We start from the raw sequence: 15152 nt of genomic DNA on the forward strand, positions 1-15152 counted from the left end.
GTCCGGACGGGTGGCCCGGGGGCCGGGACCGGGGGTCAGAAGGGGAGGCCGGGCATGCCGCCCAGGCCCTGGGCGAGCGGGCCCAGCTTCTGCTGCTGGAGCTGCTGCGCGTTCTCGTTCGCCGCCTGGACCGCGGCGACGACGAGGTCCGCGAGCGTCTCGGTGTCCTCCGGGTCGACGGCCTTCGGGTCGATCACCAGGTTGCGGAGCTCGCCGGAACCGGTCACGGTCGCCTTCACGAGACCGCCGCCCGCCTGGCCCTCGACCTCGGTCCTGGCCAGTTCCTCCTGGGCCGCGGCGAGGTCCTGCTGCATCTTCTGGGCCTGCTGCAGCAGCTGCTGCATGTTGGGCTGACCACCACCGGGAATCACGGTTGCTCCTGGCAATTCGACGACAAAATGTTTCGGTACGCCGAGCCTACGTGGTCCCCGGGCCGTGCGCCCTACCCACTGGCGGGCAACTCTTTCGAGTGAGTTTCAGGCAACGCCAGGAAGACTCCTATACCTGATCACAGGCCCTGCGCACCCGGGAATACCGCGATTTCTACCCCATGGCCCACCATTCGGCGGTAGGAAGGGCATGCGCATCGGTACGTACGAGTACACAGACCGTCACGCAAGGTTACGTTTCGGGGCGTTCGGTCACTCCGCAGAGCGGCAGGCGTGCCGCACGGCGGTCCCGCACCACCCGCAGCACCCACGAGCCCCGCCGTCGGAACGCACCGCCGTCGGAACGACCACCGCCGGAACGCACCGCCGCACATCAGGCGCCGCCCCGCAGAACACAGAGGAGTACCCGGTGAGCCAGCCGGAGATGCAGCCCGAGGGGCCGTCCCGCAGCGAACCCGGCCCGGCCGGCTCGGGCTCCGGCGGGCGCGACCGGGACGCCCGGGTCAGGGATCTGACCGGTACGCCGTTTCCGCTCGGCGACTGGGGCGAACCCGCCGACCGCCTCGACGAGCTGTACCGCTGGGTCGAGGCCGACGCGCTGCGCACCGCCGACTGGTATCTGAACGACCGGGTATGGAAGCGGCGCGGGGCCAGGGCGCTGCGGATCGGCACCGCGCTCGGGGCGGTCGCGGGCGCCGCGCTGCCGCTGCTCGACCTGACCGGGGCGCTGGCCGGGGCTGCGGGCTGGGGCTATCTGTCGTTGCTGCTGGGTGCGGCGTGCATGGCGTGCGACCGGTACTTCGGCCTGACCTCGGGCTGGATAAGGAACCTCGCCACCGCCCAGGCCGTGCAACGGCGCCTCCAGGTGCTGCAGTTCGACTGGGCGTCGGAGTGCGTGCGGGAGGTGCTCGGCCCGACCGAGGGGACGGCCAGCGAGGCGGCCGAGCGGTGCCTCGGTGTGCTGCGGCGGTTCTCGGAGGACGTCACGGAGCTGGTGCGCACCGAGACCGCGGACTGGATGGTGGAGTTCCGCGCCGGGCCCGCCCCGATGGGCATGCAGGCGCTCGCCTCGGCCGCCGGGAACGGCGGGCGCGCGGATCAGGGCGTGCTGCCGGGGCGGTTCCCGTTGCAGACGATGACCCGGCCGAACATGCCGCGCCAGCGGCCCCCGGAGTCCCCCCGCTAGACCCGCCCGGGGCCCGGCCCCGGTTCGCGCCTCGGCCCCGGCCCGTTCCCGGACCGGGGCCGCACGGCGCACGGCGCACGACGCATGACGAGAAGTGCGCGGCGCGCCCTAGCTGAAGATGATCATCGAGCCCTGGGCGAGGCTGCGGGTGACCGCCGCGTGCAGGCCCAGCCAGACGTGCCGTTCACGGGCGAACGGGCCGGCCTCGTACGGCGCCGGGTCCGCCCGTTCATCCAGGGCGGTCGGCGCGGCCGGGGGCAGCGGGGCGGCCGGCGGGTTCGCCGGGTCGATGCCGATCGACGGGGCGATGTACTGCAGTTCCCGCAGCAGTCCGTGCGAGGAGCCGAGCGGGCCGCCGCCCTGGAGCAGGTCGTCGTTGGAGAGCGGGGCGGCGAAGTCCAGCGGGACGTACGCCCCGGCGTGGTCGTAGTGCCAGACCAGGTGGGACTGCTGGGCCGTCGCCTCGAACATCTCCAGCAACTGCTCGTAGTCCCCGCCCAGTTCGTCGACCGGCGTGACCGCGAGGCCGCTGAGCTGGAGCAGGTAGGCGCGGCGCAGGAAGTGCAGGGCCTCGTAGTCGAATCCCGCGACCGGGGCGACGTCGCCCGTCAGGCCCGGCATGTAGGCGTACACCGGTACGGGCGGCAGTCCCGCCTCGCCCAACGCCTTGTCGTAGACGGCTATCTCTTCGGCGAACGGGTTGTCGGGGCTGTGGCACAGCACGTCGACGAGGGGGACCAGCCACAGGTCACAAGCCACGAAGTCTCGCTCTCCCACGGGTGCACATCGGAATGTTCGGGATGGTCGGGACAGCGTAATGCGAGGGGCGCGCCGCGCACAGTGGCCCGTCGCCCGGGGGCGTGGCCGGCCCGTCGTCAGGGGCGCGGTGCGGCCGGTTCGCCGCCGGGCCCGCCGCCGGATCCGCCGCCCGGCTCGTGCGTGGCCGGGGGCGCGGCGTGGCCAGGGTGTTCGAGTTCACCGGCCGCGAGCCGGTCCGCCCAGGTCAGCGCGTGCCTGCTGTAGTCGTCCATCACCGCGCGCACCCCGTCGCGGTCCCCGGCGGTGATCGCCGCGACCAGGTCGGGGTGCCGGTTCCAGAGCCAGTCCCTGGCGCGTGCGTCGTGGCGCAGGTACGGCACCGCGAACACCCATGCCTGGACGCGCAGCCGGTGCAGGAAGTCGTTGATGTACGGGTTGCCCGCGATCGCGCCCAGTTCGCGCCAGAACCGCAGGTCGTACCCGATGAGGATGTCGAGGTCGCCGCTCAGCGCCGCCCGTGCCGCCTCCTGGGCCCGGCGGCGCACGGAGACCATGCAGTCCCGGTACGCCGCCACGTGCGCCGCCGAGGGCCTCGGGGCGAAGAAGATGTCGCGGATGACGCCGTCGATGACCAGGGTGCGGGCCTCGACCATCGACCGGTAGTCGGCGACGCCGAACTCGCGCACCCGGAAGCCCCGGTGCTGGTCCGACTCCAGCAGCCCCTGCGCGGAGAGGTCGAAGAGCGCCTCGCGCACCGGCGTCGCCGAGACGCCGTACTGTTCGGCGATCTGCTTGACGGTGAACTCCCGTCCCTGTCGCAGACGTCCGGCGAGCACCTCGTCACTCAGCGCGTCCGCGATCTGTTGCCGCAGCGTACTGCGGGTCACAGCTCCGCTCGCGCCCATGGCGCCCCTCCCCGTTCTTCGGCTCCGGTCACCTTAAGCCAGGCTCGCCGTGCCCGGATCCGGGCAGGGGATCCGGGCGTGGGAGGGGCGCCGCGCCACGCGGGGAGGGGCGCCGTGCTACCGGGCCGCGCGCACCCCGGTCACACCGTGTGCTCGTCGGCCACCGAGAGCGCCGCGTCGAGGGCCGCGAGCCCTTCCCTGGCCTCGGCCTCGGTGATGTTGCAGGCCGGAACCGCGTGCGTGCGGTTCATGTTGACGAAGGGCCACAGGCCGTTCTTCTTCGCCGCCGCGCCGAAGGCCGCCATCGGCGCGTTGGCCTCGCCCGAGGCGTTGTACGGGACGAGCGGTTCGCGGGTCTCCTTGTTGCGCACCAGGTCCAGCGCCCAGAACGCGCCGAGGCCGCGCACCTCGCCGACCGACGGGTGGTTCTCGGCGAGTTCGCGCAGGCCGGGGCCGAGAACCGTCTCGCCGATGCGGGCGGCGTTCTCGATGACCTTCTCGTCCTCCATCACGTGGATGGTGGCGACGGCCGCCGCGCAGGCCAGCGGGTGGCCGGAGTAGGTCAGTCCGCCCGGGTAGGGGCGGGTGTCGAACGTCGCGGCGATCTCGGCCGAGATCGCGACGCCGCCGAGCGGCACGTAACCGGAGTTGACGCCCTTGGCGAAGGTCATCAGGTCCGGCACCACGTCGAAGTGGTCGGCGGCGAACCACTTGCCGGTACGGCCGAATCCGGCCATCACCTCGTCGAGGATGAAGACGATGCCGTACCGGTCGCAGATCTCGCGCACGCCCGCGAGGTAGCCGGGCGGCGGCGTCATGATGCCCGCCGTGCCGGGGATGGTCTCCAGGATGATCGCGGCGACGTTGGCGACGCCCTCGAAGGCGAGGGTGTCCTCCAGGTGCTGGAGCGCGCGGGCGCACTCCTCCTCCTCGGTCCGGGCGTGGAACGGCGAGCGGTAGAGGAACGGCGCCCAGAAGCGGACGACGCCCGCCGAGCCGTTGTCGGACGGCCAGCGGCGCGGGTCGCCGGTCAGGTTGATCGCGGTGGAGGTGGCGCCGTGGTAGGAGCGGTAGGCGGAGAGCACCTTCGTGCGGCCGGTGTGCAGCCGGGCCATGCGGACGGCGTTCTCGACGGCCTCGGCACCGCCGTTGGTGAAGAAGATCTTGTCCAGGTCGCCGGGGGTGCGCTCGGCGATGAGGCGGGCGGCCTCGGACCGTGCCTCGATCGCGAACGCGGGGGCGAAGGTGGCGAGCTTGCCCGCCTGCTCCTGGATCGCGGCGACGACGGTGGGGTGCTGGTAGCCGATGTTGGTGTAGACGAGGCCGCTGGTGAAGTCCAGGTAGCGGTTGCCGTCGTAGTCCCAGAAGTACGACCCCTCGGCGCCGGCGACGGCGAGCGGGTCGATCAGGCCCTGGGCGGACCAGGAGTGGAACACGTGCGCACGGTCGGCGGCCTTCACGGCCGCGCCGGCGGCGGGGTCGACATGAGGGGCATGAGGGGTCATGCGGCGAGCGTAGGTCGCGCGGGGAGCGGCCGGACATGGCCACCTTGTATGACGTGGGGGCCTTCCGGGTCGGCAGGGTGTCGGGGGTCCGGCGGCACTCCGAGGGGCACCCCGCCCGTGCGCCCTCCCCCGCACCGCTCGATTGGTTGACAGCACACTGCCGAATTGACAGCATGCTGTCATCAGCTCACGACGGCCGGCACCTGGTCCGTGCCGCCGGGGCGTCCACCGGAGGAGGCGTCATGAACGACACCCGCGGGTCCGTGCACCTGGCCGTGTACGACACCCTTGCCGACTGGGAGACGGGGCACACCACCGCCCATCTCGCCCGGGCGGGCTTCACCGTGCGGACGGTCGGCCCCACCACCGATCCCGTCACCACCATGGGCGGGATGCGCGTCCTGCCCGATCTCGCGCTCGCGGACCTGCGCCCCGGGGACAGCGCGCTCCTGGTGCTTCCCGGCGCCGGCCTCTGGGACTCCGGCGACTCGCTCGCCCCCTTCGCCCGTACGGCGCGCGGCTTCCTGGACGCCGGGGTGCCGGTCGCCGCGATCTGCGGCGCGACGGCGGGCCTGGCCCGCGAGGGACTGCTCGACGACCGCGCGCACACGAGCGCGGTCTCCTTCTACCTCGCGGCCACGGGGTACGAGGGGGGCGAGCGGTACGTCGAGACGGACGCGGTGACCGACGGCGACCTCATCACGGCCGGCCCGACCGAGCCCGTCGCGTTCGCCCGCGAGGTCCTCGCCCGGCTCGGCGTGTACGGGGGCGAGAAGCTCGACGCCTGGTACCGGCTGTTCCACGACTCGGACGCGACCGCCTACGAGACCCTGAACGCCGCCTCATGAGCCGGGAATCAGTGGACCGGGAAGCGACGGACCGGGGCCCGGAGCCGGCGGAGCGGGAGTCCTCGCCCCGGGTCCCCTCGGCCCAGGAGCTGCTGAGCCGTACCGCGCTCGGCGTCTTCCGGCTGAACGGCCAGTTCCTCACGGTCTCCGAGCAGTTGGCCGGGCCCGCCGGGCTCACCGCCTCCTGGTGGCAGGTCCTCGGGGCCGTGCTCCGCGAGCCCCTGCCCGTCTCCGGGATCGCCCGCGCCATGGGCATCACCCGGCAGAGCGTGCAGCGCGTCGCCGATCTGCTGGTCGGCAAGGGCCTCGCCGAGTACGTGCCCAACCCCGCCCACCGCCGCGCCAAGCTGCTGCGCCCCACCGACGAGGGGCGGGCCGCGGTCCGGCGCATCGACCCCGGCCACGCCGACCTCGCCGCCCGGCTCGCCGCCGAGCTGGGCGAGGAACGGTTCGCGGAGACCGTACGGGTCCTGGAACGGCTGTCCGCCGCCATGGAGACCCTCGCCGAACCGCAGGCCGCCCCGCCCAAAGACCCGAGGCTGACCGGGTGACCGCCGGGGCCACCGGGGCTACCGGGGCTACCGGGGCTACCGGGGCTACCGGGGCTACCGGGACACCCTCATCCCGAACACGAAGCGCTGCCCCCTGCCCTCGGTGAGACCCCACACCCGTCCGGTGTTCCGGGTGATCCCCTGGTAGCTCAGGTCCTCGGGCGTCCTCGGCAGCTCCCACAGCTTCCGCGCCGTGCCGACCCCCCTGGAATCGAGCCGCACACCGCTGTAGTACCCGTTCCGCTCCCCCCTGCTGACCGACAGGTAGAGCCTGCCCCTGATACTCACCGCCCCCTGCATCCCGTACCCCTGCGGCAGCCCCGACTTCTTCGGATTCGACCCGCGCTCGACGCGGTACACGGCCGACGAGACCGCGCTCGCCGCGCCCGGCTCCATGCGCGGGTACGGGCTGTTGTGGCCGATGTCCCAGCGGGCCACGATCGCGTGGTCCTTGCCGGGTTCCCACTCGTTCACGACGAGCGACCGGTACGGGCGGTCCGGGTCCCGGTCGACCGATACCTGGGAGAACTTGAGCCGCTTCCGCCCCTGCGCGTCCACCCGGTAGACGCGCCTGAGCGGCATCGCGTACGGCGCCCCGAACGCGTGGAAGACCCCTCCGGGGCCCTTGCCGCAGAGATTCGCCCCATCCCCCTTGATCGGGAACATGTCGGCGGTGTCGAACACGTAGAGCGCACCCGTGCGGCTCTCGGTGACGTACAGCTTGGTCCCGTACCAGGCCAGGCCCCCGGCGTGCAGGCCGTACAGCGGCTCGAAGCTGTGGCCGCCCGCCTTCCGGGTCGGCAGCACCAGCAGGGCGTACCAGTACTTCGGCGTGCGCCCCCTCAGGTCGATAATCGCTATGCGACCGCCGCGGTTCGCCGAGTGGTCCTCCACCCCGTGGTACCAGGAGACCAGCAGGATGTCCCGGCCCCGCTGCTCGGTGGCGTCATAGACGGTGGAGATGCCCTGGGGCCACCACTCCGGGCTCTTGGCGATCCTGTCGTTCCCGCTCCACCGGAACGCCCGGTCGGGCCGTCTCGTCGACCGGGGCCACAAGCCAGGGAGAACCCCGTTCCGCCCCTCGTGCTGCGGCTTCCCCCTCAGCACGCCGGCCACGTCGATCCGGCCCAGCTTCTCCTTGTCGTGGAGCCCCCTGATCGACTCCTCCAGCAGCGCGGAGTGCGCCGCGTCGTACGTGAGGCCCATCGGGCGCTCGGCAGGCGTCGCCGTCACCCCGTCCGACACTGCCGCCGCCTCTCCCGGCACCAGCAGCCCGCTCGTCGCCGCGACGACCGGAGCCGCCGCCATCCCCCGCAGAATCGTTCTCCGTGTGGTGTCCATGTCGACGGACCATAGGGCGGAACAACTCGGTCCAGAACAGCGGAAGTTGTCCCGGACCTGTCCCGGACACGCTTCGGGACGGAGTCGCGCTCCGCAACCGTCCCGCCCGCGCCGTGCGTGGGTCCCTATGATCGAGCGAGCCATGCCAGGCATCCGCTCAGACCAGCTCGACCCCGGGGGAAGGACGTCCAGCGCCATGCAGAGCCTGACGCCACAGGATCCGCGCGCCATCGGTGCGTACCGACTGCTCGCCCGGCTCGGCGAAGGCGGCATGGGGCAGGTGTTCCTCGCCAGGTCGGCGAACGGCCGCACGGTCGCGGTGAAGCTCGTCCGCCCCGAGCTGGCCGCCCGGCAGGAGTTCCGCGACCGGTTCCGCCACGAGGTGCGGGCCGCCCGCCAGGTCGGCTCCGCCTGGACCGCCCCCGTGCTGGACGCGGACACGGAGGCGGACGTGCCCTGGGTCGCGACCGGTTACGTCGCCGGGCCGTCCCTCCACGCCACCGTCACCGGCCGGTCCCGCCCCGCACCGGGCATCCCGTCCGACGCGTACGGCCCCCTGCCCGAGCGCTCGGTCCACATCCTGGGCGCGGGCCTCGCGCACGCCCTCCAGGACATCCACGCCGCCGGGATCGTCCACCGGGACCTCAAGCCCTCCAACGTCCTGCTGACGATCGACGGGCCGCGCGTCATCGACTTCGGCATAGCCAGGGCCCTGCACACCGTCACCGACGGCGGCGTCACCCGCACCGGGGCCCTGATCGGCTCACCCGGTTTCATGGCGCCCGAGCAGGTGCGGGGCGAACGGGTCACCCCGGCGTGCGACATCTTCTGTCTCGGCTCGGTACTGGCGTACGCCTCGACCGGCCGGCTCCCCTTCGGCGCCTCCGACAGCGGCGCGCACGCCCAGATGTTCCGGATCGCGCAGGAGGACCCGGACCTGACCGGCGTTCCCGTGGACCTCGTCGAGCTGATCAGGGACTGCCTGCACAAGGACCCGGCCGCCCGTCCCACGACGGACGCGATCCTGGACCGCCTGGCCGACGGCGACACCGCCGAACCCTGGCTCCCCGGCGCACTCATCGCCCAACTCGGGCGCCACGCCGTCGGGTTGCTGGACTACGAGGACCCCGCGGAGCCCGAGGACCCCGCGGACCCCGAGGGCACGCCCGGACCCGGGCCCGTACTGGACAAGGCGCCCCCGGCCGCCGCCGCTGCCGCCACTGCGGCAGCCGCGCCCCCGACACCGTCCACCGCCCCCGTCCCTCCTGCTTCTCCCGCGTCTCCCGCGGACCGCCCGGTTCACGCGTTTCCCACGGCGCCCGGGGTCCCGGCCCCGCCCCCCGCCTCGCCCGCACCGGCCCACTCCCCCGCGTACGGCTACCCGCAGCAGCCCGCCCAGCCGCACCCGGGCCAGGGCTTCGGCCCCGCGTACGGCCATCCGCAGCCCCAGCAGTCGGGCCCCGGGTACGGCTACCCGCAGTCCTCGCCGCCTCAGCAGCAGTATGGTTTCGGCGCCGTGCCCCCGAACGGGACGCCCCCGTTCGGTCCGCAGCACCCCGCCACCGCCCCGCAGACCGCTCCCGAACCGGAACGCCGGGGCCGGGGCTCGACCGTGGCCCTCATCCTCGTCGCCGTGCTGGTCGCCATAGGCGCGGGCGGTTCCGTCTACGCCCTCATGAACGACAAGGGGAAGGGGACCAAGGCGTCCCCCACCGGTTCTCCGTCCCCCACCGGCACCTCGTCGCGCTCCCCCGGCTCCGACGGTCCGTCCACCGCGGTCCCCACCCCCACCGGCGACGTGGAGAACGGCGACGGTCCCATCCCGTCCGGCTACCTCGGCTCCTGGTCGAGCTCGATCGACAACGCCACGGGACGCTCCACCCGCAAGCTCGTCATCCAGCAGGGCGAGGTCGGCGACACCGTCCTCAGCCTCACCGCGGACGGCCCGCTCGACACCGGCGACTCCTACCACTGCGTCTTCCAGGCCGAGTTGGTCTCCGAGCCGGCTCCGGGCGGCCCCGTCGAGGTCGGCCCCTCCACGGTCACCGTGGGCGAACCCATGACGTCCTGCACCGCGGGCAAGGCCACCACACTCACCCTGCTCCCGGACGGCACCCTGCGCCGCGAGAACACCGAGAGCGGCGAGAAGCTCACGTACACGAAGGACGGCTGACCGCACCTCCGCTCGGCACAGCGGCAGGACGACGGTTGCGGACGACGGCAACAGCCACCCCCGTGAGCTGCCGCCGTCGCCCCCCATGCCCCCGTAACGCTCTCCCCCAGGGGCTTCCGCAACCGTGTTCGAGACTCTAGGCGCTGCCCCGGAAGCCCAAAAGCTTCACTTCGCACTGCGTGAGCCGTCTCGGGTAACAACCCGCACAGTCAAACCGGTACTCTGCACTCCGGTTTTTCGGTGGAAGCGGAGGATGCGTGCGCGCGCGGGAACGGGCCGAGGACGTACTGCGGATGTACCGGCTGGCCCGGTCGGGCGGGTCCCGGGAACTCCTGCGCTGGGTGTCCGGCCGGGCCGCGGGCTGGGCCGGGCTGCTCGACGGCGACGGCACCGTCCTGCACGGCGTGGTCCGGGGCACGGACGGCATGGGCGCCGAGGCCGCCGCGCTGGCGGGCGAGTGCGTGCGGGAGGTGACGGGGCTCGACGCGCACTCCTTCTCGTTCGACCGGGGAGCGCACGCCGTGCTGCTGTTCCCGCTGGACGGGCCGCCGGACTCCGCCGCCCCGACCCTGGTCGTGGTCGCGCCGCGCCCGTTGCCCGAAGGGCTCCTCATCCTGCTCGCCGATGTGGCGATGCCGCTGACCATGTGCTGGGCGGCGGAGTCGGTGGAACGCAGACGGCGGCGTGTCGACCTCGCGGAGTCCCGGGGCCGGGAGGCGGTGCTGCACCTGCTGATGACCGGTCAACTGTCCATCGCGCACCAGGTGGCGGGGGCGTTGAGGCCCACGTTGCCCGATCCCGTCCGGGTGTACGTCGTGGAGTGCCCGGTCGGCGGCCGGGACGAGGTGATGCGGATCTGCACGAGGCTGTCCGGCGGCCGGTCCTGGATCGTGCGGTGCCCGGTGTATTCGCGCCACGTGATCCTCGTCGTACCGGCGGACGCGGACGCGGGCACGGGCGATGGCACCGGCGCGGACGGTGGCACGGGCACGGGCGATGGCACGGGCGGGAAGGGGGCCGGGGCCGAACAGTGGCTGGGCACCCGGATCGCCGACGCGGTGGCCGAGTGCGTGGTCGGGGCCAGCGAGGACGTACCGCTGTCCGACACCGCGACCGGGTACCGGCAGGCGTTCCACGCACTGGCCGTGGCCCGCGGGCTGCCCGCCCGGCACGCCCGCTTCGGCTCGGCGCAGGAGCCCGCCCTGGTCGTCGGGGAGGCCGGGGCCCGTTGGGCGAAGGCCCTGCTGAACCCGTTGCTCACCCACGTACCGCGGCGCAGCCACGACCCGGGCAGCCAGGAACTCGCGGCGACCCTCGCCTCCTGGCTCGCGTTCTCCTCGCACGCGACCCAGCACCTGAAGATCCACCGCAACACCCTGGCCGCCCGGCTCCGGCTGATCGGCGAACTGCTCGGACTCGATCTGAACCGGGTCGGCGACCAGGCCGCCCTCGACCTGGCCCTGCGCGTCCACGCCACTCCCACCGCTCCCCCGGCGGCCTCCGCCGACGAGCCGGAATCCCCGGCGCCCCATCGCCTGGACGACATCCTGCGCACCACGGCCATGCGGGAATGGGCGGACCGGCAGCTGCGTCCGCTGACCGGTCCCGACGGTTCCAAGGGCACCGCCGATCCGCGCGAGACGCTCCGCACCTGGCTGGAGTGCGAGGCCCGGACGGCCGCGACCGCGGACGCGCTGGGCATCTCCGTACCGGGGGTCCGCAAGCGGCTCACCCGGCTCGAATCGGCGCTCGGGCGCTCCCTGCTCCAGGCACCGAGCGCCCGCTACGACCTGTGGCTGGCCTTCCGCGCCCTGGACCTGGCGGAGGAGGCCGGAACGGCCGGGTGAACGGCCCGGCTGACCGCACCGGCCGCCCCGACGACGTGCGTCGGGACGGCCGGTGCGGTCAGCCGGGTCAGCGGCTCGGGCGGGATCGGCGGGATCGGCCGAGTCCGGCAGGGGCCGGTCAGCAGCTCAGGTTGGAGCCGGGGGTGGTGCCGAGGATGGCAGTGAACGCCTTGTAGCGGTCGATGCGGCTCTGGACCTGGGCAGGGTTGCCGCCGTTGCACTCCAGGGTGCCGTTGATCGAGCGGATGGTCTCGCCGAAGCCGGCGCCGTTCACCATGGCCTGGTGGGCCGTCATGGTGCCGGGGCCGTTCTGCGTGTTCCAGTACCAGAGGCCGGTCTGCCAGGCGATCGAGGCGTTCTGCTCGACCAGGTACGGGTTGCCCAGCAGGTCGATGCCGAGCGCGTCACCGGCGGCCTTGTAGTTGAAGTTCCAGCTGAGCTGGATCGGACCGCGCCCGTAGTACGCGGCCTGACCGGCCGGGCAGCCGTACGGCTGGCTGCTGTCGCAGTAGTGCGGGTAGTTGGAGGTGTTCTGCTCGACCACGTACACCAGGCCGCCCGTCTCGTGGCTGACGTTGGCGAGGAACGCCGCCGCCTCCTGGCGCTTGACGGTGTCGCTGCCGGTGTTCGCGAAGCCCGGGTAGGCGCTCAGGGCATCGGTCAGGCCCTGGTACGTGTAGAAGGAATTCCGGTTCGGGAACATCTGGTTGAACTGGGCCTCGCTGACGACGAAGCCGGACGGGTTCGGCTCGCCCGGGTCCGTACCGCCGCCACCGCAACTGCCCTGGTCCGCCCAGACGTCGGAGCTGCCGGGGGTCTCGTTCTGGGTCCACCACTTGGCGGTCCAGTTGTGGCCGTTGTGGGAGGCCGACTTGCCGCCCGTGTAGACGGACGAGGAGTTCCAGGGGGCCGCGCACTCCGCCGCGGCGGCGGTGGAGGCGGGAAGGACGACGAGCATCGCGACGAGCGCACCGAGCGCGGCCAGCAGACCCATGACACGCCTGACCATGTGATCACTCCTTCGGTGCGGCGCACCGGGCTGGGCGGTGCGCCGCCATGGGGGGTGGTTGACCGTCACTCAAGCGTCGATGGTCTGGACCTGTCAAGGTCTAGACCAGCCCCGAATATTCTTCCGAAACCGCCGCACGCCGCACCCCGGGCGACGGGACGGGTTCGCGAACTCCCCTTTCAACACCGCCTGCTGAGGAAGAGTCAGCAGGTCAGCAGCCCAGCCGGGAACCCGGCGCCACACCGAGGACGCCGGTGATCCGCTCGTACTTGGCGACCCGGGCCGCGACCGATTCGGGATTGCCGCCGTCGCACTCCAGGGCGCCGTTGAGCGAACGGATCGTCTCGCCGAAGCCCGCACCGCCGACCATCGCCTCGTGCGAGGTCATCGTGCCGGGGCCGTTCTGGGTGTTCCAGTACCAGAGCGCCGTCCGCCAGGCGACGGACGGATCCTGCTCGACCAGCCAGGGGTTGTGGAGGAGGTCGAGGCCGAGGGCGTCACCGGCGGTCTTGTAGTTGAAGTTCCAGCTGAACATGATCGGGCCGCGCCCGTAGTACGCGGTCCGCCCGGCCGGGCAGCCGTACGGCCTGCCGTAGTCGCACTTGCGCCAGTAGTTGGCCTCGTTGATCTCCTTCACGTACCGCAGCCCGACCGACTCGAAGTCGGCGTGGGTCAGGAAGGCCGCCGCCTCCCGGGCCCGCGTGGCCGGCGTTCCGGTGTTCGCGAAGCCCGGGTAGGCGTTCAGGGCGTCGATCAGGCCCTGGTACGTGTAGAAGGGGTCGCGGTCCGGGAAGATCTCGTCGAACTGCGCCTCGCCGACGACGAAGTCGGAGACCCCGCCCGTGCAGGCGCCCCGGTCGTCCCAGGCGCCCGTGGCGCCCGGATTCTCGTTCAGGGTCCACCACCTGGCCGTCCAGTTGCGGCCGTGGTGCGAGACGGTGCCGCCCGCCGAGTAGGCCGTGGAGGGGTTCCAGAGGGGCGCGCACCGGATGGCCCCGGAGGCGGCCGGGGCCGGGGTCGCGGCGGACGCGGCGGGGGCGGGGAGGAACACGGCCGTCGCGAGGACGGCACCCAGCACGGACAGAAGGCCCTTGATGCGTTTCAGCGCTGCTCACTCCTTCGGAAGGGCACGCCGAACACCTCAGCGGGCCGTCGGAACGTCCCGCCACTCAAGCCGCATTGGTCTGGACCTGTCAAGGTATGGACCAACGGACGGAAGCTCCCCGGCCACGGTCTCCCCGGTTACGAACGAGACGTGGGGTGGGCCGGGACTGCGCGTCCCGGCCCACCCCACGTTCGGTTCCGTACCCCCGGAGAAGTCCGTCCCCCGGGGAGTCCGTCCCCTAGATGAAGGAGTTGATCTCGATGGTCTCGGTGCGGCCGGGGCCGACGCCGATCGCGGAGATCGGGGCGCCGGACATGTCCTCCAGCGCCTTCACGTACGCCTGCGCGTTCTTCGGCAGGTCACCGAAGGTCTTGGCCTTCGTGATGTCCTCGGACCAGCCCGGCAGCATCTCGTAGACCGGCTTCGCGTGGTGGAAGTCGGTCTGGCTGTACGGGAGTTCCTCGACGCGCTTGCCGTCGATCTCGTACGCGACGCACACCGGGATCTGCTCCCAGCCGGTCAGCACGTCCAGCTTGGTGAGGAAGAAGTCGGTGAGACCGTTGACCCGGGTCGCGTACCGCGCGATCACCGCGTCGAACCAGCCGCAGCGGCGGTCGCGGCCGGTGGTGACACCGCGCTCGCCGCCGATCCGGCGCAGCGCCTCGCCGTCCTCGTCGAACAGCTCCGTCGGGAACGGACCGGCGCCGACGCGGGTGGTGTACGCCTTGAGGATGCCGATGACCCGGGTGATCTTCGTCGGACCCACACCGGCACCGGTGCAGGCACCGCCCGCGGTCGGGTTCGAGGAGGTGACGAAGGGGTACGTGCCGTGGTCCACGTCGAGCAGCGTGCCCTGTCCGCCCTCGAAGAGGACGACCTTGCCCTCGTCGATGGCGTTGTTCAGGACGAGCGTCGTGTCGGCGACGTACGGCTTGATCTGCTCCGCGTACTGGAGCATCTCCTCGACGATCTTGTCGGCCTCGATCGCCCGGCGGTTGAAGACCTTGGCGAGGAGCTGGTTCTTCTGCTCCAGGGCCGCCTCGACCTTCTGCGCCAGGATCGACTCGTCGTAGAGGTCCTGGACGCGGATGCCCACGCGGTTGATCTTGTCGGCGTACGTCGGGCCGATGCCGCGACCGGTCGTGCCGATCTTGCGCTTCCCGAGGAACCGTTCCGTCACCTTGTCGACGGTGACGTTGTACGGGGTGATCAAATGGGCGTTACCGCTGATCAGCAGCTTGGACGTGTCCACGCCACGCTCGTTCAGCCCACTCAGCTCGGAGAGCAGGACGGCCGGGTCGACGACGACACCGTTTCCGATGACCGGGGTACACCCCGGCGAAAGGATTCCGGAGGGGAGGAGATGCAGTGCGTACTTCTGGTCTCCGACGACCACCGTGTGACCGGCGTTGTTGCCGCCCTGGTAGCGCACCACATAGTCCACGGATCCACCGAGGAGGTCGGTGGCCTTTCCCTTGCCCTCGTCACCCCACTGAGCACCGAGCAGCACAAGTGCGGGCACAGGCGTACACCC

Annotated in this window: 13 protein-coding genes; 5 read left to right on the forward strand and 8 right to left on the reverse strand. The window is 72.1% G+C overall.

The window, feature by feature from the left end:
* Window positions 1-35: 35 nt before the first annotated feature.
* The gene (locus ABZZ04_RS09750; protein WP_072487886.1) at window positions 36-371 is read right to left on the reverse strand and encodes a YbaB/EbfC family nucleoid-associated protein; all 336 of its coding nucleotides are present in this window, start codon (window positions 369-371) and stop codon (window positions 36-38) included.
* Between the two features lie 427 nt (window positions 372-798).
* Here ABZZ04_RS09750 and ABZZ04_RS09755 point away from each other — a divergent pair, with 427 nt between their 5' ends.
* Window positions 799-1575 carry an SLATT domain-containing protein gene (locus ABZZ04_RS09755; RefSeq protein ID WP_356931650.1) on the forward strand — a complete coding sequence of 259 codons (777 nt, stop codon included), beginning with the start codon at window positions 799-801 and terminating at the stop codon, window positions 1573-1575.
* Between the two features lie 108 nt (window positions 1576-1683).
* Here ABZZ04_RS09755 and ABZZ04_RS09760 read toward each other — a convergent pair whose 3' ends face one another.
* The 3 genes from ABZZ04_RS09760 to ABZZ04_RS09770 form a co-directional block, all read right to left on the reverse strand.
* Entirely contained in the window at window positions 1684-2334 is a 651-nt protein-coding gene (locus ABZZ04_RS09760) for a hypothetical protein (RefSeq protein ID WP_356931651.1), read from the reverse strand.
* A gap of 116 nt (window positions 2335-2450) precedes the next feature.
* Window positions 2451-3239, reverse strand: a complete 789-nt coding sequence (locus tag ABZZ04_RS09765) for a GntR family transcriptional regulator (RefSeq protein WP_356931652.1) — start codon at window positions 3237-3239, stop codon at window positions 2451-2453.
* Between the two features lie 140 nt (window positions 3240-3379).
* The gene (locus ABZZ04_RS09770) at window positions 3380-4744 is read right to left on the reverse strand and encodes an aspartate aminotransferase family protein (protein ID WP_356931653.1); all 1365 of its coding nucleotides are present in this window, start codon (window positions 4742-4744) and stop codon (window positions 3380-3382) included.
* A 242-nt stretch (window positions 4745-4986) separates the two neighbouring features.
* On the opposite strand from ABZZ04_RS09770, the gene ABZZ04_RS09775 reads away from it, so the two are divergent.
* Both ABZZ04_RS09775 and ABZZ04_RS09780 read left to right on the forward strand, forming a co-directional pair.
* Complete coding sequence (locus tag ABZZ04_RS09775) at window positions 4987-5592, forward strand: DJ-1/PfpI family protein (RefSeq protein ID WP_356931654.1); 606 nt, start codon at window positions 4987-4989, stop codon at window positions 5590-5592.
* The gene (locus tag ABZZ04_RS09780; RefSeq protein WP_356931655.1) at window positions 5589-6143 is read left to right on the forward strand and encodes a MarR family transcriptional regulator; all 555 of its coding nucleotides are present in this window, start codon (window positions 5589-5591) and stop codon (window positions 6141-6143) included. Before ABZZ04_RS09775 ends, ABZZ04_RS09780 begins: the two co-directional genes overlap by 4 nt.
* 54 nt (window positions 6144-6197) lie before the next feature.
* On the opposite strand, the gene ABZZ04_RS09785 is transcribed toward ABZZ04_RS09780, so the two are convergent.
* The gene (locus ABZZ04_RS09785; RefSeq protein ID WP_356931656.1) at window positions 6198-7484 is read right to left on the reverse strand and encodes a hypothetical protein; all 1287 of its coding nucleotides are present in this window, start codon (window positions 7482-7484) and stop codon (window positions 6198-6200) included.
* Between the two features lie 196 nt (window positions 7485-7680).
* Between ABZZ04_RS09785 and ABZZ04_RS09790 the strand changes: the two genes are divergently transcribed.
* Together ABZZ04_RS09790 and ABZZ04_RS09795 are read left to right on the forward strand one after the other, a co-directional pair.
* The gene (locus tag ABZZ04_RS09790; protein WP_356931657.1) at window positions 7681-9657 is read left to right on the forward strand and encodes a protein kinase; all 1977 of its coding nucleotides are present in this window, start codon (window positions 7681-7683) and stop codon (window positions 9655-9657) included.
* Between the two features lie 293 nt (window positions 9658-9950).
* The gene (locus ABZZ04_RS09795) at window positions 9951-11504 is read left to right on the forward strand and encodes a helix-turn-helix domain-containing protein (RefSeq protein ID WP_356931773.1); all 1554 of its coding nucleotides are present in this window, start codon (window positions 9951-9953) and stop codon (window positions 11502-11504) included.
* Between the two features lie 118 nt (window positions 11505-11622).
* Here ABZZ04_RS09795 and ABZZ04_RS09800 read toward each other — a convergent pair whose 3' ends face one another.
* The 3 genes from ABZZ04_RS09800 to ABZZ04_RS09810 form a co-directional block, all read right to left on the reverse strand.
* Window positions 11623-12513, reverse strand: a complete 891-nt coding sequence (locus ABZZ04_RS09800) for a glycoside hydrolase family 19 protein (protein ID WP_356931658.1) — start codon at window positions 12511-12513, stop codon at window positions 11623-11625.
* Between the two features lie 211 nt (window positions 12514-12724).
* The gene (locus tag ABZZ04_RS09805; RefSeq protein WP_356931659.1) at window positions 12725-13591 is read right to left on the reverse strand and encodes a glycoside hydrolase family 19 protein; all 867 of its coding nucleotides are present in this window, start codon (window positions 13589-13591) and stop codon (window positions 12725-12727) included.
* A gap of 265 nt (window positions 13592-13856) precedes the next feature.
* Window positions 13857-15140, reverse strand: a complete 1284-nt coding sequence (locus ABZZ04_RS09810; protein ID WP_148840609.1) for an adenylosuccinate synthase — start codon at window positions 15138-15140, stop codon at window positions 13857-13859.
* Between the last annotated feature and the right edge of the window lie 12 nt (window positions 15141-15152).

It is taken from the genome of Streptomyces sp. NPDC006435, from assembly GCF_040612315.1.
Lineage (GTDB): Bacteria > Actinomycetota > Actinomycetes > Streptomycetales > Streptomycetaceae > Streptomyces.

What these genes read in the sequence shown, in the direction of transcription:
- ABZZ04_RS09795 (WP_356931773.1), top strand. Translation starts at nt 9,951, where the DNA reads ATGTACCGGCTGGCCCGGTCGGGCGGGTCCCGGGAACTCCTGCGCTGG.
- ABZZ04_RS09775 (WP_356931654.1), top strand. Translation starts at nt 4,987, where the DNA reads ATGAACGACACCCGCGGGTCCGTGCACCTGGCCGTGTACGACACCCTT.
- ABZZ04_RS09785 (WP_356931656.1), bottom strand. Translation starts at nt 7,484, where the DNA reads ATGGACACCACACGGAGAACGATTCTGCGGGGGATGGCGGCGGCTCCG.
- ABZZ04_RS09770 (WP_356931653.1), bottom strand. Translation starts at nt 4,744, where the DNA reads ATGACCCCTCATGCCCCTCATGTCGACCCCGCCGCCGGCGCGGCCGTG.
- ABZZ04_RS09790 (WP_356931657.1), top strand. Translation starts at nt 7,681, where the DNA reads ATGCAGAGCCTGACGCCACAGGATCCGCGCGCCATCGGTGCGTACCGA.
- ABZZ04_RS09800 (WP_356931658.1), bottom strand. Translation starts at nt 12,513, where the DNA reads ATGGTCAGGCGTGTCATGGGTCTGCTGGCCGCGCTCGGTGCGCTCGTC.
- ABZZ04_RS09780 (WP_356931655.1), top strand. Translation starts at nt 5,589, where the DNA reads ATGAGCCGGGAATCAGTGGACCGGGAAGCGACGGACCGGGGCCCGGAG.
- ABZZ04_RS09765 (WP_356931652.1), bottom strand. Translation starts at nt 3,239, where the DNA reads ATGGGCGCGAGCGGAGCTGTGACCCGCAGTACGCTGCGGCAACAGATC.